This window comes from Mesorhizobium tianshanense, assembly GCF_007830515.1.
Lineage (GTDB): Bacteria > Pseudomonadota > Alphaproteobacteria > Rhizobiales > Rhizobiaceae > Mesorhizobium > Mesorhizobium tianshanense.
The window spans coordinates 1-17,876 of sequence record NZ_VLKT01000092.1; the positions used below are offsets into that span (position 1 = coordinate 1).

Sequence of the window (17,876 nt, forward strand, 5' to 3'; positions counted from 1 at the left end):
TCTCGATGCAAATGGCCGGCAATCCTTCGGCGCGAATACCGTCATAAAGCCAGGCCGCCAGCGAGCAGGCTTCGAGCCCGATGCGGTCCAGCGGCAGATCGATTTTCCGCAAGGCCTCATAACGCGCCCTCGGCTCACTCGCCACCCGCCCTTCCTTCACAATCCGGCCGCTCTCGTCGACGACGCAGATGGCGGTCTCTTCCAAAGACACGTCAAGTCCGGCAAAATACTTCATGGCTGCTCCTCCTGATGTTTGTGGCGATCTACATCGACCACGTTCTCACATCTCGACAGGAGCAGCCGCCCTCAATTTGGCTCGGGCGAGACCCCAATCACCCCATCTGTTGAAGAAGGATCACGTTTGGCCTGGAGAATGGCCTCGTCGCCATTGTGATGCGAAAGTGATTTCGATTGAGCCGTCGTCGAGCAATTCGGCGTGGCCGTCACCGCTGACTTCGTCCATCTCGTCACAGCCGCCCCATGTGAAGAAGACCATCGCTTGCAGAGCGCCGAAGGCAATCTCGCCATTGTTGTCGGCGCCAATGGTGATCGTGGCGGGCCCACCGAGGTCGGCGAAGGGCACGGCTGACGAAATGGGCGCTGAGGCAGGCCTCCATGCCGACAACGCACGGCGCAAGCTTTTTGAAGGTATCGACGAGGGCCAGCCGCTTGATCTTGCGGCGGAACGCGATTTTACCCGTCAGTGCCAAAGCCGACGAGATGGAAGACTTCCTTGCCAATATCGATGCCGATTGCGACCGTCGTGTTAGTTGCAGCGGGCCGCGGTCGGCGAACTCGTAGGTCTCGACATATTAACCGACCAGGCCGGGCGAGATGTTGTTCTTCTCCAGCATGATCTGCTTGCGCTCGCAAGAGAACGACAATTGCTGGCCCGCTCACCGGATGGCCCCGCTCATTGGCTGGCGATCACCATGCGGTTGCCCTCGCTGTCGCGAAATTCGGCCACCGTGCGGCCTGGCTGCCAGGGCGCCTCCTGCGGTTCGGTGATGATCTCGACGCCGCCCGCCTTCAAAGCAGCGATCGTGGCCTCGACATGCTCGTCGACCAGCACCAGCACCGGCTCCAGCACCGGCTCCACGCCTGGCGTGTCGTCGGCGCGCCTCACGAAATGCAGGTTGGTGACGGCGCCGGGCAATGTCAGCTCGATCCAGCGCCAGCCGCTATGGCCCATCTTCTCGTCGGCCGCGACCTTGCAGGCGAGGTGCCTGGTGTAGAACGCCTTGGCGCGGTCCTGGTCGAACACCGGCAGTTCGGCAAACTGGATATGCATGGTCGTCTCCCTCTTCTTGATGGCTGCCGCGCAGCCACCCACAGGTGAAGGACGATGTGGGCAGCCAAAAAGATTCGCCGCATGCGAGAATCTTTTTGGCAACGCGAAACGTCTTTGGTTCAGGTCAACCATTTGAGGAGACGGACGATGGGCTACACTCTCATTCGCTACAGCGTGAAGGACACCGAGCTGGAAGCAAACCGCGCGCTGGTGGCGAAGGTGTTCGAAGCGCTGGACGAGGTGGCGCCGCGGACGGCGCGCTATCTCGTGCTCGAACTGGAGGACGGCGAGTTCGTCCATGTCGTCGGCGAGGGAAGTGCCGAACTCACCGAGCTTGCGGCATTCAAGGCGTTCACCCAAAACCATGCGGAGCGGCGCTCGACCCCGGTCAAACGGTCGCCTGTCAGGATCATCGGCAATTACCATATCCTCGAGGACGGCAAGGCCGGAAAGAATGGACGTGATGAGCACACAAAAACTCGACCGCCCCGCGCTGGAGGCGATGCTCTCGGGGTTGCGTCCGAAACTGCATCGCTACTGCGCCCACATGGCCGGCTCGGTGATCGACGGCGAGGACATCGTGCAGGAGACGCTGCTGAAAGCGCTGCAGGCGGTCGATGGCAGCGTGGCGGTCGAGCGGCCGGAACAATGGCTGTTTCGCATCGCCCACAATGCCGCGCAGGATCATCTGCGCCGGCGCCAGCGGGAGAGGTCGCGCATCACCGAGGCCGACATGACCACCATCGAGGATCCCTCCGGCAATGCCGACGCACGGCTCGCCGCTGCCACCAGCCTGCGCAGCTTCATGCAGCTTTCGGTGGCGCAGCGCGGCGCCGTGATCCTGGTCGACGTGCTTGGCCTTTCCCTGCACGAGACATGCGACGTGACCGGCGCGACGCTGGCCGCGACGAAGGCGGCGCTGCATCGCGGGCGGGCGCAGCTGCGCCTGTTGGCAGCGGAGCCCGAACAGGTCGCCGCGCCCCGGCTCGACGCCGATGACGAGCGGCGGCTGCGCCGCTATGTCGATCTGTTCAACGCGCGCGACTTCGACGCGGTGAGGGCGCTGATCGCCGAGGACATCCAGCTCGAAGTCGTCAACCGCATCCGCATGCGCGGCAAGGCGCAGGTTTCCACCTATTTCGGCAATTACGACCGCGTGAACGACTGGGCGCTGTCGCTGGGCTTCGTAGACGGCCGGCCGGCGATCCTCATCCGCGACCCGCGGGCACCGGATGGGCCCGGGGAGCCGGACGGCGTCGTGCGCGGCTTCATGCTGGTCGAATGGCGGGACGAGCGGGTCGTCCAGATCCGCGACTTCCGCTACGCGCCCTGGTGCCTGGTCGATGCGGAGATCAGCACTATGGAAGGGTGAGGGGAGGGCTGGAATGGTGCGAGATGGCGCGCGAAGGCGACATGGCCAAGGTTGCGCCACCGGCTTCGCTATTTATTGAGGTGGCTTCTGGCACAGCCTGCGGTCACGGGCAGAACCTTCCGCCGCGACCCGGAGGCGACTTCCCTGGTGGAGCTTCGAATGCCCGCTTCGCTGAAGTCAGCCGTTGAGCAGACCCGAATCCCAAAAGCAGAGATTCGAGTGAACAGGCGAGGCGGACGTTTGCGCCCAAAACCGGAGCAGTCAGTTGGGATGAGTTTGGTCTCCAGCCGCAAAGTGAGCGAGCTGGTCAGCATAGACCTTCTTGAAGGCTGGGCGAGCGCAAGCGCGGTCAATGCATGCTCGGAGGTTCGGATAACCCGGCATGTCGACGCGCAGCGTTAAGCGCAGCACGTCCGCCATCAGTCGAGCGCCGCCTCCTCGCAGGCCCATCTCAGCCGGAGATCACGCACGCGAGCGCCCTTCTCGCCACCAGGCACCCAGTCATATGTCCAAATGGTAAGCATGCTTCTCCCGCGAATTCGCACTGGCGGTACCCAACGCTCACGAAGATTGATGGTTCAGAGTCCGCCAAGCGCGCCCATATCGACCAGCTAGCGCGGGCAGGTGCGAACGTCCACCTCGTCGCTTGGCAGCAGACAGAAGCTGCAAGTCTGTTTCCGGCCCTCCATTGAAATCCCGTCACACTTGTAACTCTCACCTCCCCATCCGCCCGAGATAGCGTTTTCGTATCGAAACCGTTGGAAACGGCGAATTCGACCGGAGGACCGCAAATGACGATGTTTGCAGCAAAAGAGAAAGCCACTTCGTTGCTCGGGCAGGCAGTCGATCTTGCCGGCTGGCTCGGGCTCGCCGCCGCCCCGACCTTCGCACTGATGGCCTGGATTTCTGCCATCGGCTCGCCGGCCATGACCATGTGCTCTGCCGCCTCGGCTTTCATGCCGATCAACGACATGGCCCTGATGTATCTGCTGATGAGCCTCTTTCACGTATCGCAGTGGCTGAAGCACTTTTCCGCCCGTTCGCATCACCGCAACACTTCCGTCACCCAAACCGAAGGAGACTGACAATGCAACACGCTGTTGTTTCACGCGATGACTGGCTAACCGCCCGCCGGGACCTCCTGCGAGCGGAGAAGGAAATGACCCATCTTCGCGACAAGGTCGCACGCGATCGGCTCGCCCTGCCATGGGTGCGTATCGAGAAGGAATATTTGTTTGACACGCCGGATGGTCCGCGCTCGCTCGGCGATCTCTTCGACGGCCGTTCACAACTTCTGGTACAACATTTCATGTTCGCGCCGGGATGGAAGGAAGGCTGCCCGAGCTGCTCATTCATGGCTGATCACACCGACGGCATGAACAAGCACCTGGCGCATCACGACGTTACCATGATCGCCGTCTCGCTGGCGCCGCTTGCCGAGATCGAGCGCTATCGCAGACGTATGGGCTGGCAATTCAGGTGGGTGTCCTCGAACGGCAGTCCGTTCAACTACGATTTCCGGGTCAGTTTCACGCCCGAGGAGGTGGCCACCGGGCACATCGACTACAATTTCGGCGAATGGCGGGAGACCGGCGAGGAATGGCCTGGCCTGAGCGCCTTCTACAAGGATGAGGCTGGCGATGTCTTTCACACCTACTCCACCTTCGGCCGCGGTGTAGAGGTGATGATGGGCACCTACGCCATGCTCGACCTCATGCCGAAGGGGCGCAACGAAGCCGAGGGAATGGACTGGGTGCGCCGCCACGACCGCTACGCGTAGCCCCGCCGGCGGACGGTGGAATGATGCCCGGATGGTAAACGAGAAATATTCGTCACACCGACAAAGCGGCGCGCAGTTTGTGCCCAACCTCCTTTGCGCGTCACAGCGGTTCCAGCTATCCTGAAGAACCAACCCGGGATGGAAATTTTGCAGCATGGCGAAGATCGTCTTCGGAATGAACCAGTCCCTGGACGGCTATGTCGACCACCAGGAATTACCTGCGCCAGGTCCCGCGCTCTTTCGTCACTGGATAGAGCACGTGCGCGACCTGGCCGGCAGTGTGTACGGCCGCCGCATGTACGAGGTCATGCGCTATTGGGACGAAGACCGTCCTGAGTGGAGTGCGGAGCAACACGAGTTCGCGGCGGCGTGGCGGCGCCAACCGAAGTGGGTCGTGTCGCGCTCGTTGAAGTCAGTCGGCCCCAACGCCACACTTGTCGAGGATGACGTCGAGGCGGTGATACGTGGCCTGAAAGCTCGGCTCATTGGGGAGATTGCAGTTTCCGGACCAGACCTGGCACGAAGCCTAACCGACCTTGGTCTTATCGATGAGTATCGACTCTACTTCCACCCCATCGTGCTTGGTCGCGGCAAGCCATTCTTTGCCGGCCCACGGCCGCCGCTCCGCCTCGTGGCCAGCGATTTAATCGGCGAGGACGCGATCAGGTTGACGTACGTTCCTGCTTAATCACGCAATCGCCCGACAGACTGCGCCGACGCGTCAGGTCCGCTTTGAGATCGTAACGAAACGACTGTTTGTCGGTATCTTCGTCCCGATAGCGGACCTTCCGCTCGGGTAGAAAGCTGCCGTGCACGTCGCCTTGTGGAACGAGCAAGGAACGCCATTGGCGGGCATTCTGCGAATCGACGCAAAGATCCGCTTAAGACGGGACCGGGCACGGGAGACGACGCCTTCGGACTGATGTGCATTGCCTAAGAAACGCCAGCCGATCGCGATGAAAATTTCGAGGAGGACAACGGCGTTTGGCGCGCCCAGTCCCGCTCGGCGACAACCTGGGCCGAAGAGCCGAGCGACGTCAGGCGAGCTTCCTGAGAAGGAAAACATCGTTGCTCGCCATGTCGTTCAGTGAGCACCTCAATACCAACTGAAGTTCCAGCTCTTGAACATTGCGGACGCTGACAGAAAGTCCATCCATGGACAGCCGCTCCAGAATATCCTTTCCGTAACGGCGAAGGTGGTCTTCCTGATAATAGACGCGCACGCGTTCGGAAGTTGGGAGGTCGCCTTCGATGGTTTTGGATCCCCAAAGAGGAACCTGAATCACGGCGATGCCGTTCGGGGCGAGGGTACGGCGGATTTCGCTCAGAGCCCTTCGGTCATCAGGGACGTGTTCAAGAACGTGCGAGCACCAGATGAGATCGTAGGTGTTGTCCTCAAACGGCATCTCCTGAATGTCGACCTTAGACACTGGAGTCGGCGACAATAATGGAATTGCTTGCAGCGTTTTTCTGAGATTTCACGCCAATCCCGCTAACCATCAAGCTGTCGCACATCAGGAATGCCAGACCTGCACGCCGCCATTAGGCAGTGATGATGTGGTTGCGCCATTCCGGACCCTACACGGTGGGGGGGCGTATCTTGGCCCGAACGGTGCCGGCAGAAGCGCGTCGTAATTGGTGTTGAAGAAGAAGGGATCGACGCCCTGGCTCGACGCCGATGACGGGCGGCGGCTGCGCCGCTATGTCGATCTGTTCAACGCGCGCGACTTCGACGCGGTGAGGGCGCTGATCGCCGAGAATATCCAGCTCGAGGTGGTCAACCGCCTGCGCGGCAAGGCCGAGGTGTCGACCTATTTCGGCAATTACGACCGCGCCAACGATTGGGCCTGTCGCTGGGCTTCGTCGACGGCCGGCCGGCGATCCTCATCCGCAACCCGCAGGAGCCGGACGGCGCCGCGCGCGGCTTCATGCTGGTCGAATGACGGGACGAGCGGGTCGTCCAGATCCGCGACTTCCGCTACGCGCCCTGGTGCCTGATCGACGCGGAGATCGGTACGGTCTCGACTTCTTCAGCAGGCTGCGACGATCGCCCGACGCCACAGCGATAGCCGCGCCAAATTCTACGCAGAAACCAGCCTCTTTTCCGCCGCGAAGGGGCTCAGGCCGAGCCATGTCTGCATATGGCAGGCGATCTGACGATCGCCGGTGAGCACGAGACTTCCGTCGCTCATCGCTTTGTTGACCGTCGTCACCCCCATCCAGATCGCAGTCATGGTGCGCAGGTCGGTGGTGACGTAAAGGTCGATATCGAAGCCGGGATCGACCGAGCAGAGATCTACCTCAGCGCCGGGCTGGATGAGAAGCCACCACCGCCGGCGAGCGGCAGGCAGTTCGGGGTATAGGAAGTGAATCACGCAGCGCCGCGGCGGCAACGTCGTGGGGTCGAGATTGCGGTGCATGTCCCACATCAACAGCGACGGATCGAGATGTTGCAGCGAGACATCGGCTTCGAACCAGCGCTGACCCCATATGCCGATCGCCTCGACCACCGGCTTTAAGTCCCGTCCGGCAGGCGTTAGGTGATACTCAAGAATTCCCGGCTCGGTCCGCGAAGCAACACGACGGACGATGCCGGCCTCCTCGAGATCGCGCAGCCGCTTGACCAGGAGCGCCGGCGACATGCGCGGCACGCCGCGGCGCAGATCGTTGAAGCGAGTCGAGCCGGCCACCAATTCACGCAGGAGCACGACCGTCCAGCGCGTGCACAGCATTTCGGCAGCCAACGCTACCGGACAGAACTGTCCATAGCTGGCTTGTGCCATGATGAACCTCCTTACCAAGTGCACCTGACGCTACGGCAGATGGCGGATGTTGGCTAGTTCAGATTCTATACCGGGGCAGTTCAATTCCTGAACTGGAGCTCGCCTCCTGCCTTGTGCCATCTTCCCAATGGTTGCGCCTAAGTCGACGCTCAAGGATGGGAGGATCACCGGAATGGCGGACCAATGGCTTTTCAAGAGCGAAACCTACGATAACTGCAATTGCGCGATGAATTGCGGTTGCCAGTTCAACTTGCCGAGCACCCGCGGCTATTGTCAGTCGGCCTTCATCGGCAACATCGTTGAAGGCCACTTCAACGACACGCCCCTTGCGGGCCTGAACTGGGCGGTGCTGTACAAGTGGCCCGGCGAAATCAAGGACGGAAACGGCCGGCGTCAGATCATCATCGACGAGCGTGCGGATGAGGCTCAACGGATCGCGCTCGAAACCATTGTTTCGGGCGCGGCGTGCAGACCGTTGAGCAATCTCTTCGCGGTCTTTGCTTTAACATGCTCGGATTTTTGCGAGACGTTGTTCCTGCCGATCGATCTCAAGGCGGACTTGGACGCACGAACCGCGAAGGTCGCGATCCCTGGCGTCTTAACGAGCAGCGCCAGCCCGAAAATCAACGAGTTCACGGGCGAGCCATTCCACATCGCTCTGGCACGACCGAGCGGCAGCTTCGAGTTTACCTACGCGGAACTCGGACTCGGTACGACCTCGGTCACCGGTGACATGGAAATGGCGTTCGAAGATTCATGGGCGCATTTTTGTGTTCACCATTTCAATCAGGATGGCTTGGTTCGAGAAAGATCAAGGCTCGCGGCATGGCTTCTCGCCTGCTGAGTCCAACGGCTTGAGACATGTCGATTGATGCTGCCGTCGAGAGCGCCGTCAAGGACGACAGGATTATCGTCCTCGCCAGCCACCGCGCCCCGCGCAGTCTCAGGGCGTAGTGGTGTGCGCGTGGGTTTCGGCCAGGCGCCCGGCAACGTATTCGTCGGCGGTCACAGGCGGATATTTGGCCGACCGGTTTTCGCCGATGCAACTCGGCAGCAGAAGCGTGTCGTAATTGGTGTCGAAGAAGAAGGGGATCGACGCTCTGGCTCGACGCCGATGACGAGCGGCTGCTGCGCCGCTATGTCGATCTGTTCAACGCGCGCGGGCCGGCCGGCTGGCCGAGGCCCGCTCCGAATTCAAGGCTGCGGCCAAGCTCGCCCGCAATGAGCGGGAAGGGCCTTTCTCCTCGCCCGCGCAGACGCTAGTGATTGACAGCATCGCTCTCTGTGTCTGAAGCGCCGCTCGGCAACACCGAAAGCGCCAGTCCGCTTCCGGCCCAGATACCGCGTTCTTCTCTTGAAACTACCGCTCGCCGTCCATCTCGGCGAGCTTGCGCACGCGGCGGCGGAAATCCTCGTCGGTCGAGAACTCGGCCGCGAGATAGGCCGTCACAAGGTCCTTGGCGAGCCAGGCACCGACGATCTGTGCGCCGATGCACATGACGTTGACGTCGTCGTGCTCGACCGATTGGTGGGCCGAATGCACGTCGTGGCAGACCGCCGCACGGATACCCTTCACCTTGTTAGCCGCGATTGAAGCGCCGACTCCCGTGCCGCAGACCATCAGGCCGCGCTCCGCCTCGCCCTCGATGATCGATGACGTCACCGTCCTCGCAATGTCCGGAAAGTCCACCGGATTGGGATCGTAGGATCCAGCGTCATGCACCTCGTGTCCCAGCGACTTGATGTGATCGATGATTGTAGCCTTGAGCGGGAAGCCGGCGTGGTCGGAACCGATGACGATGCGCATCTTCAGAATTCTCCAGGGTGTTACTGAGCGATCATGCGGGGCAGCCACAAGGTGAGATCCTTCGCGAAGGTCAGGATCGCAAGCGTGGTCAGCAGCGGGATGTAGAACGGCAGCAGCGCCTTGAGCAGTTGCCGGATCGAGACCTTGGCGATGTCGGCCACCAGAAACAGCGACAGGCCCAACGGCGGTGTCAGCAGGCCGAGCATCAGGTTGAAGATCGTCACGATGCCGAGCTGAACCGGGTCGACGCCTGCCAGCACCAGCGGCGGCGCGATGATCGGCACCAGCAGCAGCGTAGCCGTCGTGGAATCCAGGAACATGCCCGCCACGAAGAAGATGAGATTCGCGATGACGAGTAGCATCACCGGATCGCGTGAGAGGCCAAGCAGTGCGGCCGCGAAGCTCTGCGGCACCTGCTCGACCGCAAGGATCCAGCCAAAGAGGGCCGCTGCCGCCACGATGATCAGGATCGCCGAGGAACTGCGCGCGGTGAGCACGGCCGAGTTCCACAGATGATCGAGGGTCAATTCGCGGTAGAGCAAGGCGCTGATGAGGATGACGTAAACGGCGGTGATGGCCGCCGCCTCGGTCGGCGTGAAGGCGCCCGATGTCATGCCGGCAATCATCAAGGCGGGCGCGACGATCGCGGGCAGCGCCGGCAGGAAGTCGCGTCCCACTTCCCACAGCGTCGGCCAGTGGTCGGCCCGCGGATGCTTGTGGATTGTCGCCACCACGAGCACCGTCAGCATCAGGAGCGCAGTGCACAGTATGGCGGGCACGATGCCCGCGACCAGGAGCTGCACGATCGAGACGCTCGTCACCGAGCCGTAGACGATCAGGGGAATGGACGGCGGGAAGATCGGCCCCAGCGTCGCCGAGGCGCCGGTGACGGCACCTGCGAAGGAGGCGTCGAATCCGCGCTTCTTCATCGCGTCGATCTCGATGCGTCCGAGCCCGCCGATGTCGGCGAGTGCGGCGCCCGACATGCCGGAGAAGACCAGGCTGCCGAACACGTTCACCTGCGCCAGACCGCCCGGCACGCGGCCGACCAGCGTGTAGGCAAATCGGAAGATGCGGTCGGTGATCCCCGACAAATTCATCAGATTGCCGACGAAGATGAACAGCGGAACCGCAACCAGCGGGAAGGAATCGAGCGCATAGGTGACGCGCTGTGCAAGGAGGCCGAGCGGAAGGCCTTCGATGATTACGTAGGCGATGGACGGCAGGAGGATGGCATAGACCACCGGAAAGCCGAGCATGAAGAGCGCCAGGAAGGCGATGACGACCGCGAAGCCCATGTCAGACCGCGATGTTGGTGTCGGCCTGCGGCGGCTTGCGCAGGTGGAGGAGGTGGACGAGAGCTGCGCCGGCGAAGCCGAACAAGGTCGCGCCCAGGAAGATCCAGAACGGGATGCCGAGCGTCGGCGTCGCGTTGACCAGGTTCCTCGAAATGTTGATTGCCGTGACATAGGCGAGGAAGCCGGTCGCGGCGACGGCACCGATCGAGATCGACCAGTTGACGATCCCGCGCAGGCGCGCCGGCATCGCCGCCTTGAACTCGCCCATGACGATGTTCTCGCCGTTCTGCACCACCAGTGGATAGGCGCAGAAGACCAGGCAGATGAGCAGGAAGCGCGTGAACTCCTCGGCCCCGATGAAAGGCAGCACGAAGACCCCGCGCATGATCACCTGCGCGGTCGGCACGAGCACGAGGCCGGCCATGATGATGACGACGAAAGCTGTAAGAATGCGTTCGGCGATGCGCATCCCATCCTCCCTTCCGGCCGGCGAACCGGCGCTGGCGGCGACAATTTACCAAAGGGGTCGGCCGGGGCGCGAGCCCCGGCCGTCGTCGATCACTTGATCGCCTGGATCTGCTCGATCAGCGGTGTGAAGTTCGGGAAGTCCTGCGCGATCTGCTTGTTGACGCCGTCGCGGAATGCGGCGATGTCCAGCCCGTCGGCCTCGGTGATGATGGTCATGCCGCGTCCTTTCAGCTCTTCGACGAGCTTGACCTCGCCATCCTGGGCCATCTGCAGCGACTTCTTTGCCTCGTCGTCGAGCACTTTGGTGATCGAGGCGCGCTGCGCCTCAGTCAAGCCCTGCCAAACCTCCTCATTGACGAACACGGCGAGGACGGCACGCATGTGGCCGGTCATCGAGATATGTGACTGCACTTCGTTGAGGTTGTTCGAGGCGATCATGGTGAGCGGGTTCTCTTGCCCGACCACCACGCCCGTCATCAGGGCGGTCGGCAGTTCCGCGACCTCGACCGGAGTCGGGATAGCGCCGAACCCCTTGACCATCGAGACCCACAGCTCGAGCGGGACGGCGCGGAACGGCTTGCCGGCGAGATCGGCCGGCGTCTTGACCGGGAAGTTGGACGAGATCTGGCGGTCGCCGCGGTAGATGCGGCCGATGATGCGCACGCCCTGCGCGACGAGCTTCTCGTTGATCGCCTGTAGCGCGGGTGACGTAGCCGGGTCGGTCGAGGCAAGCGCGTGCGCGCCGTCGCGGTAGATGAAGGGCGCGTTGAACACCGCGACCTCAGGCACGAGGCGTGCGAGCGAGGCGAAGTCGTGATGTCCCATCGAGATCGAGCCCATCTTGACGCCGTCGACCATCTCGGCGACGCCGCCGAGTTGGCTTGCCGGATAGACCGTCACCGTCACTTCGTTGTTCGTCGCGGCGGCGATGCCTTTCGCGGCCTCGGCGGCGTAGATCGTCTGGATGTCGCCCTCGGCGCCCACATGCGCGTAGCGCAATTCGGCGGAGAGTGCAGCGCTCGTCATGACGAGCGCGACGGCTGCGCCCGTCAGCGCATTGATGATGGTCCTGTGCAGCATGTCGGAAATCCTCCCTTGATTTTGATGCCTGTTGCTTAGGTCTGCGGCCTCCGGGCGAAGGCCGAGATGAGGCTGCGGCGACGGAATTCGTCGCCGATGGCGAAATGGTCGCGGAGCTTGCGGTCGGCCGCGTCCGGATTGCGATCGACAATCGATAGAAACACTTCGCGGTGCGCTTCCACGAGATAGTCCACGATGCCGGGCTCTGAAACGGTCACTTCGCGCCGCTGCACGTGGCTTCGGCGCAGCAACTCGCCGATCGCGCCGTAGAGCGTGGTCAGTGCCTCGCTGTGCCCCGCCTCGACGATCGCCTGGTGGAAAGCGAAGTCGGCTGTGCCGCCCTCGATCGGATCGTGCAGCGTGTCCATCAGCCGGGTGAGCTTCGAGCCGATGCGCTTCAGATCGCTTTCCGTCGCGCGCTCGCAGGCAAGCCGGATCGCCTGGCACTCGATCGCGATGCGTGCCTGCATTACGTCGTCGAGAATGTCGGGCTGCTGAGCGAGGCTGAAGGTGAAGAAATCCGAGAGGACGTTGATATCGGCCTGGCGGACATAGGCGCCCTTGCCATGGCGGATATCGAGGAAGCCGAGCATGGCGAGCGAGCGCAATGCCTCACGCAGCAGCGGCCGAGACACGCTGAGCCTCAGCGACAGTTCACGCTCGCCCAGCAAGCGCTCACCCGGCTTCAAAGTGCCGTCCAGCAGGGCGTCGCGGAAGAAGGTGAACACCTTCTCTACGCCCGATAGGTCGTCGCCCTCGGCAAGCATGGTTGACATCGGCCGCTCCTCCTCCCTACTGGCCTTACAGTGGTCTGACCACTGTTTCCCGAACGAAGAGTCGATGTCAAGCAGGAAGATATCAGCGGTCGACGAAAGCCTGTTCCTTGCCTGGCTTCGTACGAAAGCGAGCTGCAATTTCTGGCGACGGTCGCGCTAGAGCGGGATGCGTTCAAACTGAACTGAGCAACCCGCTCTAAATATTTGTTTTTACGCAATTCCGGACGGAAAACCGCTACGCACTTTTCCTGGAATTGCTTTAGGGGCGGGCCTCCAGCACCATGTTGAACGGTGTCTCCGTGGCGCGACGGAATCGCTTGAAGCCGCCGCTGGTCACCACCTTGCGCAGCCTCGCCTCGCCGGCCTGGGCGCCAAGCCCGAGCCCGACTTCCTGCGACAGGGACGCGGGCGTGCACACGAACGTGGAAGCGGCATAGTAGACGCGTCCGACGGGATTGAGGTTCGCCGCCAGATGATCATGCGCGAACGGCTCGACGATCATCCACGTGCCATCCGACTTGAGCGATCCGTGGACATGGGTGGCGGCTCCCGCTGGGTCGCCCATGTCGTGAAGGCAATCGAAGAAAGCGACGAGGTCATAGGTGCCGGGATAGGTCTTGGCGGTTGCGACCTCGAAGCGCGTGTTGGCGCCGACGCCGGCTTCCTCGGCGGCCTTGCGGGCGCGCTCGATCGAAGGGGCGTGATAGTCGAAGCCGACGAAGCGCGAATTGGGGAAAGCACGTGCCATGAGCACCGTCGATGCGCCATGACCGCATCCGACATCCGCGACGTCCACGCCGCGTTCGAGCTTCTCGACGACGCCTTCCAGAGCCGGCAGCCAGGAGTCGATCAGATTGGCATTGTAGCCTGGACGGAAGAACCGTTCCGTGCCGCGAAACAGACACGCGCTATGGTCGTGCCATGCGACGCCCTTACCGGACTGGAATGCCTGCCTCACCTTTTCTTCATCGAGCCACAGCGAGGATAGGACCTCGAATGCGCCAGCCATGAAGGCCGGGCTGTCTTCATCGGCGAACACCAGCTCCTGCTCGGCGTTGAGATAGAACGCGTCGTTGGCTTCATCGTAGTCGACGTAGCCCGCGGCCGCCTGCCCGGAAAGCCATTCCCTTACAAGGCGTTCCTGGGTGCCGGTGCGTGTCGAAAGTTCGGCGGCCGTCATCTTGCCGCCTTCGCGCAATGCCTTGAACAGGCCGAGCCTGTCTCCCAGCAAGACTCCCGCGCCGGTAGCGATCGCACCGAGATCACCGACCATTTTCCCCAAGAATGCGTCCAATTTTTCCTGACTGGCTTCAGACATCGGAATCTCCCTTGGGCTTGGTCTCTCCAACCGCGTTCGGTGAGGCCGATCCTGGATTCGGATCGGCTCCGGCAGCGGCCAAGCTGCCATAAGGCTGGTGAAGTTTACTTGAGCATGAGGGCGGCGGATAATGCCGAATTGTCATCGCGGCGATGCAGGTGAGACATCGGCGGGAGCGTATCATGGAGATGCACGAAATCCGCTATTTTCTGGCGGCCAGCGAGACTCTCAACTTTCATCGCGCAGCGGACCTCGTTCACGTCGGCCAGCCTGCGCTGACGCGGGCCATACAGAAGCTGGAGGCGGAACTTGGCGGCTATCTTTTCCACCGCGAGAAAACTCGCGTGCGGCTCACCGATTTTGGCTGTCTGATGCGCACCCATCTGGACGAAGTGCTCCAGCGTTCGGAGACCGCGAAGAGGACCGCCAGGAGCTTCCTCTCCCTGGAAACCGCGTCGCTGACGCTCGGTGTTATGTGCACCATCGGCCCGTTGCGCTTCATCGGTTTCCTCAATGCCTTTCGGGAGCGCTATCCCGGCGTGGAAGTGACCGTGATCGAGGGCGCGGCAAGCCATCTCACCGAGCTTCTGACCGAGGGCAAGCTTGACGTAGCCCTGCTGGCCAGGCCCAAACCATTCGACCATGGCCTGAAGGCGGAACCTGTTTACCGGGAGCGCTTCGGGCTCGCCTTCTCGACCGGCCATCCTTTCGAGATGCGCAACACGCTTCATCTTACCGACGTCCGCGGAGAAGCCTATCTTGAGCGTATCAATTGCGAATATGGCGATCACATAGACGGCCTCTGCCGGGATATCGGCTTCGATATCCGCAGCGCCTTTCGCAGCGAGCGCGAGGACTGGATCCTGGCGATGATCGCCGCGGGCATGGGCGTCTGCTTCATCGCAGAGTACTCGGCCAGCCATCCAGGCGTCTGTCATAGGCCCGTCGTCGACCCTGAAATCATTCGCGAGGTGTCACTCGTTTCAGTGGCCGACCGCTTGCCTTCACCTGTTGTCTCGGCTTTCGCCAAGGCGGTGAAGGAGTACGACTGGCAAACGGCCCAATAGGAGCTCCGGTTAAAGTACAGGAGCATCGCGTGGCATCAGAAGCCGACGCGTCTGCCGACAATGCCCTCGAGATCGTGCTCGAGCTTTTCGCTCTCGGCGGCTGGGAGCGCCGCCAGCGGCGGCAGCGGCGAGGCGTAGGAGGGGTCGGCCATCATGGCGGCAACCATCGCCTTGATGCCGGGGATCAGCGGGCCGGAAGCCACGCGCTTTCTGATCGCGGATGCGGTGGCGAGCGCGTCGGCATCGCCGTCGCGCCAGGCCGCGGCGCAAAACCTGCTCGAGAGGTTGACGGTGGCGGAGATGCATCCGGCGAAGGCGCCGCCTCTCGCCTCGATCAGCGAGCCCTCGTCGCTGGGAAAAACATCGAAGTCCGGCACCGCAGCGGCCACCGTCCGGGCATAGGCCAGGTCCCCTGACGAATCCTTGAGGCCGTGGAGGCGCGGGCCGACCCGCTCCCGCAGTGCCGCCACCAAAGCGGGGTGGAACGGAACGCCTGATAGCGCCGGGAAATGATAGAGGTAGAGCGGCACCGCCTGCGCCGCCGTCATTTCCGCGACGGCGCTGAAATAGGCGATTACGCCGTCGTCGGGAACGTTCTTGTAATAAAAGGGCGGCAGCAGCAGCGCGCCGGCGAAGCCCAGTTCCCCGGCATGGCGGGTGAGCTCGATGGCGTCGGCGACCGCCGCGGCCCCCGTGCCGACCATCAACCGGTCGCGCGGCAAGGCCTTGGCGGCGGCGGACATCAGGGCCTTGCGCTGGGCGAGGCCCATCGACGTCGCCTCGCCGGTGGTGCCGCACACATTGAGCGCGTCGCAGCCGTCGTCCAGAAGCCTGCCGGCCAGCCTGACGAAGCGGTCCAGGTCGGGCTCGAAATCCCCGGTGAACGGGGTTGGAATGGCGGCGATCACACCGCGCAGCCTGCTGTTGCCTGTCATTGCGGTTCTTTTCGTTCGAGGATGTGTTGATTCAGCCGGCCTGCCGAAGCAGCATGGCTCGGGCGCGGCGGATCATTCACATGCGGATGCGGTTCGTCAACCAAGAGCGGGACATGCCGCGACACTGGCCGGAGAATGCGGCGGCGCAGAATGGAAGCAGCAGCGATCCTTCGCGGCCCCCTCTGTCCTGCCGACATCAAGTATAATCGAGCGCGGCTCACAACTCCTTTTCGGCCAGTTCGCGAAACGCGTCGGGGACCGAGCGCGACAGGCCGAGCGCGACCGAGGCATAGCCGACCGCCTCCCAGCCGAAGCGGTCGCGGATCTTGTCGATGGCCCGGTCGGCGGTCCAGCGTGCCGCGCCCTTTCTGGTGCCGGGTCGGCGTCTCTCGTCGTCGAGGCCGAGCGGCAGCTCCAGTTGCAGGCCCGGTTGCTTCTCCAGGTGCGAGACGGCGATCGCCAGCAGCGAGATGGTCTTTTCGTGCGGATGATCGACAAGCACCTTGCGCACCAGCGCCTCGGCGATCTCGGCCAGCATGGCGGTTGCCGAAATCGGCTGGTCGAGGGTGATCGAGCGCGTCACCGAACGCAGGTCGGCGAAGCGAACGCGAACCGTCACCGTGCGGCCGGGCCGCGATTTTGCCCGCAGCCTGGTGGCGACCCTGTCGGCCAGATGCAGCAGGGTGGGCACGAACACGCTCTCCTCGGCCGGTTTCCTGCCGAGCGCCGATTGCGCGCCGGCCGATCGTGCCCGGCGCTGCGTCTCGAGCTTGCGCGGATCGCGGTTCCACGCCAGCGCGTTGAGCTTTTCGCCCGCCGCCGGGCCGAGCAGGCGCTCCAGCGCCCCACCGCTGGTCTTCGCCAGCTCGCCGATGGTGTTGACGCCGATGCCAGCCAGCCGCTGCCTGGTCACAGGGCCGACGCCCCACATCAATTCGACCGGCAGATCGTGCAGGAACTCCAGCTCGTGGCGCGGATCGACTACCACCAGCCCGTCCGGCTTGGCCACTTGCGAGGCGATCTTGGCCAGATGCTTGGTGCGCGCCACGCCGACCGAGATCGGCAGGCCGAGCTCGGCCCGCACGCGGCGGCGGATCGAGCCGGCGATCTTGGCCGGCGGGCCGAACAGATGGGTGCAGCCGGCGACGTCGGCAAAGGCCTCGTCGATGGAAATGCGCTCGACCACCGGCGTGAAATCGCCGAGCACCTTGATGGCTGCATCGCCCAGCCGCTGGTAGTCCTTGAAATGGCCGCCGACGAAGATCAGCCCGGGGCAGAGTTCGCGCGCGCGCCGCCCCGGCATGCCGCCACGCACGCCGAACGCCTTGGCCTCGTAGGAGGCGGCCAGCACGACGCCGCCGCCGACGGCGATCGGCTTGCCGCGCAGGGCCGGGTCGAGCAACTGTTCGACCGAGGCATAGAAGGCGTCCAGATCCGCGTGGAGGATGTTGGCTTCCATCCGGCCCGTTCGCCCGCGGCGGTATGAACGCCGCATTTGTCTCGAGGGTGGTTTCGTATGGAACATAAAGAGAACATTGCAGGCGGATTGTCAAGGAGCGCAGATGACAGAGCAGGGCTCCGAACTCAGGTTAACGCGCTTTCGCTGTTGTCGATTGGCTGATTCCATGGGCGCTCATTGATTCGGAGCGCCCGCCATGACCATTGCTGCCCTCGAGGGGTTCGAGAAGCCGCGCCTGAAGGCGCTTCTGGACCATTTTGCCGCCATAGAGGACCCGCGCGAGCCGTGGCGAGTCGCCCATCCGCTGAGCGAAGTGCTGTTCCTGGTCGTCTGCGGCACGATCTGCGATTGCGACGACTACGATCTGATCGCCGACTGGGGAAAGGCCCATCTCGACTTCCTGCGCCGCTACCTTCCCTACCATCATCGCGTGCCTGGCGGG

At 63.0% G+C, this 17,876-nt stretch carries 20 protein-coding genes and 2 pseudogenes; 8 read left to right on the top strand and 14 right to left on the bottom strand.

All coding sequences use genetic code 11. From position 1 onward, the window contains the following. The 4 genes and pseudogenes from IQ26_RS36480 to IQ26_RS36490 form a co-directional block, all read right to left on the bottom strand. Nucleotides 1-235, bottom strand: a pseudogene (locus IQ26_RS36480) (IS110 family transposase); the annotation flags it as partial. Nucleotides 236-355: 120 nt separating this feature from the next. After that, complete coding sequence (locus IQ26_RS36485) at nt 356-583, bottom strand: hypothetical protein (protein ID WP_240547427.1); 228 nt, start codon at nt 581-583, stop codon at nt 356-358. After that, nucleotides 573-753, bottom strand: a pseudogene (locus tag IQ26_RS40860) (IS110 family transposase); the annotation flags it as partial. The pseudogene IQ26_RS40860 and the gene IQ26_RS36485, both read right to left, overlap by 11 nt. A 160-nt stretch (nt 754-913) precedes the next feature. Beyond that, on the bottom strand, nt 914-1,291 hold the full coding sequence (locus IQ26_RS36490; protein ID WP_145723217.1) for a VOC family protein: 378 nt from the start codon (nt 1,289-1,291) through the stop codon (nt 914-916). A gap of 463 nt (nt 1,292-1,754) precedes the next feature. Here IQ26_RS36490 and IQ26_RS36500 point away from each other — a divergent pair, with 463 nt between their 5' ends. The 4 genes from IQ26_RS36500 to IQ26_RS36520 all read left to right on the top strand — a co-directional run bounded on the left by IQ26_RS36500 (nt 1,755) and on the right by IQ26_RS36520 (nt 5,131). Continuing rightward, nucleotides 1,755-2,663: a sigma-70 family RNA polymerase sigma factor gene (locus IQ26_RS36500; RefSeq protein ID WP_167522730.1), complete on the top strand. Its 909-nt coding sequence runs from the start codon at nt 1,755-1,757 to the stop codon at nt 2,661-2,663. A 758-nt stretch (nt 2,664-3,421) separates the two neighbouring features. Beyond that, nucleotides 3,422-3,748, top strand: coding sequence for a hypothetical protein (locus IQ26_RS36510; protein WP_407660295.1), 327 nt, complete (start codon nt 3,422-3,424; stop codon nt 3,746-3,748). 2 nt (nt 3,749-3,750) lie between these two features. After that, nucleotides 3,751-4,443: a DUF899 domain-containing protein gene (locus IQ26_RS36515; RefSeq protein ID WP_145723219.1), complete on the top strand. Its 693-nt coding sequence runs from the start codon at nt 3,751-3,753 to the stop codon at nt 4,441-4,443. A 154-nt stretch (nt 4,444-4,597) separates the two neighbouring features. Next, complete coding sequence (locus IQ26_RS36520) at nt 4,598-5,131, top strand: dihydrofolate reductase family protein (protein WP_145723220.1); 534 nt, start codon at nt 4,598-4,600, stop codon at nt 5,129-5,131. Between the two features lie 349 nt (nt 5,132-5,480). On the opposite strand, the gene IQ26_RS36525 is transcribed toward IQ26_RS36520, so the two are convergent. Then, on the bottom strand, nt 5,481-5,873 hold the full coding sequence (locus tag IQ26_RS36525; RefSeq protein ID WP_145723221.1) for a class I SAM-dependent methyltransferase: 393 nt from the start codon (nt 5,871-5,873) through the stop codon (nt 5,481-5,483). Between the two features lie 208 nt (nt 5,874-6,081). On the opposite strand from IQ26_RS36525, the gene IQ26_RS36530 reads away from it, so the two are divergent. Continuing rightward, a complete protein-coding gene (locus tag IQ26_RS36530) occupies nt 6,082-6,441 on the top strand; it encodes a nuclear transport factor 2 family protein (protein WP_240547425.1) in 360 nt (119 codons plus the stop codon). Nucleotides 6,442-6,524: 83 nt separating this feature from the next. On the opposite strand, the gene IQ26_RS36535 is transcribed toward IQ26_RS36530, so the two are convergent. Next, nucleotides 6,525-7,226 (bottom strand): winged helix-turn-helix transcriptional regulator, encoded by a 702-nt coding sequence (locus IQ26_RS36535; RefSeq protein ID WP_145723222.1) that lies wholly within the window; start codon nt 7,224-7,226, stop codon nt 6,525-6,527. Nucleotides 7,227-7,398: 172 nt separating this feature from the next. On the opposite strand from IQ26_RS36535, the gene IQ26_RS36540 reads away from it, so the two are divergent. Further along, nucleotides 7,399-8,070, top strand: coding sequence for a DUF1326 domain-containing protein (locus IQ26_RS36540; RefSeq protein WP_145723223.1), 672 nt, complete (start codon nt 7,399-7,401; stop codon nt 8,068-8,070). Between the two features lie 516 nt (nt 8,071-8,586). On the opposite strand, the gene rpiB is transcribed toward IQ26_RS36540, so the two are convergent. The 6 genes from rpiB to IQ26_RS36570 all read right to left on the bottom strand — a co-directional run bounded on the left by rpiB (nt 8,587) and on the right by IQ26_RS36570 (nt 13,973). Continuing rightward, on the bottom strand, nt 8,587-9,033 hold the full coding sequence (gene rpiB / locus IQ26_RS36545) for a ribose 5-phosphate isomerase B (protein WP_145723224.1): 447 nt from the start codon (nt 9,031-9,033) through the stop codon (nt 8,587-8,589). 20 nt (nt 9,034-9,053) lie between these two features. Continuing rightward, entirely contained in the window at nt 9,054-10,331 is a 1,278-nt protein-coding gene (locus tag IQ26_RS36550) for a TRAP transporter large permease (RefSeq protein WP_145723225.1), read from the bottom strand. A gap of 1 nt (nt 10,332) precedes the next feature. Next, nucleotides 10,333-10,800 (bottom strand): TRAP transporter small permease, encoded by a 468-nt coding sequence (locus IQ26_RS36555; protein WP_145723226.1) that lies wholly within the window; start codon nt 10,798-10,800, stop codon nt 10,333-10,335. An 89-nt stretch (nt 10,801-10,889) separates the two neighbouring features. Next, the gene (locus IQ26_RS36560) at nt 10,890-11,825 is read right to left on the bottom strand and encodes a TRAP transporter substrate-binding protein (protein ID WP_407660296.1); all 936 of its coding nucleotides are present in this window, start codon (nt 11,823-11,825) and stop codon (nt 10,890-10,892) included. 89 nt (nt 11,826-11,914) lie between these two features. Then, complete coding sequence (locus IQ26_RS36565; RefSeq protein ID WP_145723228.1) at nt 11,915-12,655, bottom strand: FadR/GntR family transcriptional regulator; 741 nt, start codon at nt 12,653-12,655, stop codon at nt 11,915-11,917. A gap of 259 nt (nt 12,656-12,914) precedes the next feature. Continuing rightward, complete coding sequence (locus IQ26_RS36570; RefSeq protein ID WP_145723229.1) at nt 12,915-13,973, bottom strand: class I SAM-dependent methyltransferase; 1,059 nt, start codon at nt 13,971-13,973, stop codon at nt 12,915-12,917. A 182-nt stretch (nt 13,974-14,155) separates the two neighbouring features. On the opposite strand from IQ26_RS36570, the gene IQ26_RS36575 reads away from it, so the two are divergent. Beyond that, entirely contained in the window at nt 14,156-15,040 is an 885-nt protein-coding gene (locus IQ26_RS36575; RefSeq protein WP_145723230.1) for a LysR family transcriptional regulator, read from the top strand. 35 nt (nt 15,041-15,075) lie between these two features. Here the strand turns inward: IQ26_RS36575 and IQ26_RS36580 are convergent, their stop codons facing one another. Together IQ26_RS36580 and dinB are read right to left on the bottom strand one after the other, a co-directional pair. Further along, complete coding sequence (locus IQ26_RS36580) at nt 15,076-15,975, bottom strand: dihydrodipicolinate synthase family protein (protein ID WP_145723231.1); 900 nt, start codon at nt 15,973-15,975, stop codon at nt 15,076-15,078. A 217-nt stretch (nt 15,976-16,192) separates the two neighbouring features. Then, nucleotides 16,193-17,434, bottom strand: a complete 1,242-nt coding sequence (gene dinB, locus IQ26_RS36585) for a DNA polymerase IV (RefSeq protein WP_145723232.1) — start codon at nt 17,432-17,434, stop codon at nt 16,193-16,195. A gap of 196 nt (nt 17,435-17,630) precedes the next feature. Here dinB and IQ26_RS36590 point away from each other — a divergent pair. Next, on the top strand, nt 17,631-17,876 hold a 246-nt coding region (locus tag IQ26_RS36590), incomplete at its 3' end, for a transposase family protein (RefSeq protein WP_420846414.1).